We start from the raw sequence: 838 nt of genomic DNA, 5'->3' as shown, positions 1-838 counted from the left end.
CAGCAGGCGCACCTCGTGCAGGCCCACCGGGTTGGGCCGGGCGGGCGAGCGGGTGTTGAACACGCCGCGCCTGGGGCGACGCGTGTCTCCGCGCGGGTGCACGGACAGCACGTGGCGATCGGCGCGGTGCAGCCAGGTGAGCAGGGTCAGGGACAGGCCCGGCGTCAGGGTGTCCAGGCCGGGCACGTAAGGCGCTGCAATCTCCACCCACGCTTCGGGAGCGCCCTCGTCGCCCTGCTTGGGGCACTGCGAAAGATCCGTGAGCGGCGACACGATGACGCCGATGGGCCGCAGGGTGGTGTCCATGGTCACCTCTCTGGTCTATGCGGGAAGAGTGCGGGGGAAGGGCCCCTTTGCGCTCTGCGGTCCTCATCCGCAAGGCTCGCAAACTCACCTAACGGCTGAGGCAAAGGGGCTCCTTCCCCCGTACCCCCATCCCCCCAAACGTTTTAATTGGTCCGTTGAATCAACGCGCTTCCCAAGCCCGTGTCCTGTGGCTCTTACCCCGAAAAATGGTCGAACCCGGCGGACGCGGGCAGATCACCATTGACCAGCACCACGCCATCGGCGGTGACCAGCCCCAGCGGAATCAGGCCGGACACGGCGGCGCGCACCGCATCGAACATGGCTGGGCGGCAGCAGCCCAGCAGGGCGTAGTCCTCGCCGCCGGTGAAGGCCATGTCCACGGGGTCCAGATCGTTGGCCAGGGCGTAGGCGCGCACCTCGCCGGGCAGGGCTTCGGCGTCCATGGCCAGTTCCGCGCCAAGGCCGCTGCCCCGATCCGCGCCGATGAGCCGGGGCAGGTCGCGCGCAAGGCCGTCGGACACGTCCAAGATCG

1 protein-coding gene and 1 pseudogene are annotated in these 838 nt (G+C 69.1%); both read right to left on the bottom strand.

Annotated features, from left to right (window positions below; genetic code table 11):
* Positions 1-306: TrmO family methyltransferase domain-containing protein (locus FVW20_RS17125; protein WP_196610533.1), on the bottom strand; the 306-nt coding region annotated here is incomplete at its 3' end.
* Positions 307-500: 194 nt separating this feature from the next.
* Positions 501-838, bottom strand: a pseudogene (locus FVW20_RS17120) (thiamine-phosphate kinase); the annotation flags it as partial.

The sequence above is a fragment of the Nitratidesulfovibrio oxamicus genome (genome assembly GCF_015731765.1).
In the GTDB taxonomy this organism is placed as follows: domain Bacteria; phylum Desulfobacterota; class Desulfovibrionia; order Desulfovibrionales; family Desulfovibrionaceae; genus Cupidesulfovibrio; species Cupidesulfovibrio oxamicus.
The sequence above is the reverse complement of the archived record's forward strand: the minus strand, read 5'-3'. Positions and strand labels throughout refer to the sequence as shown.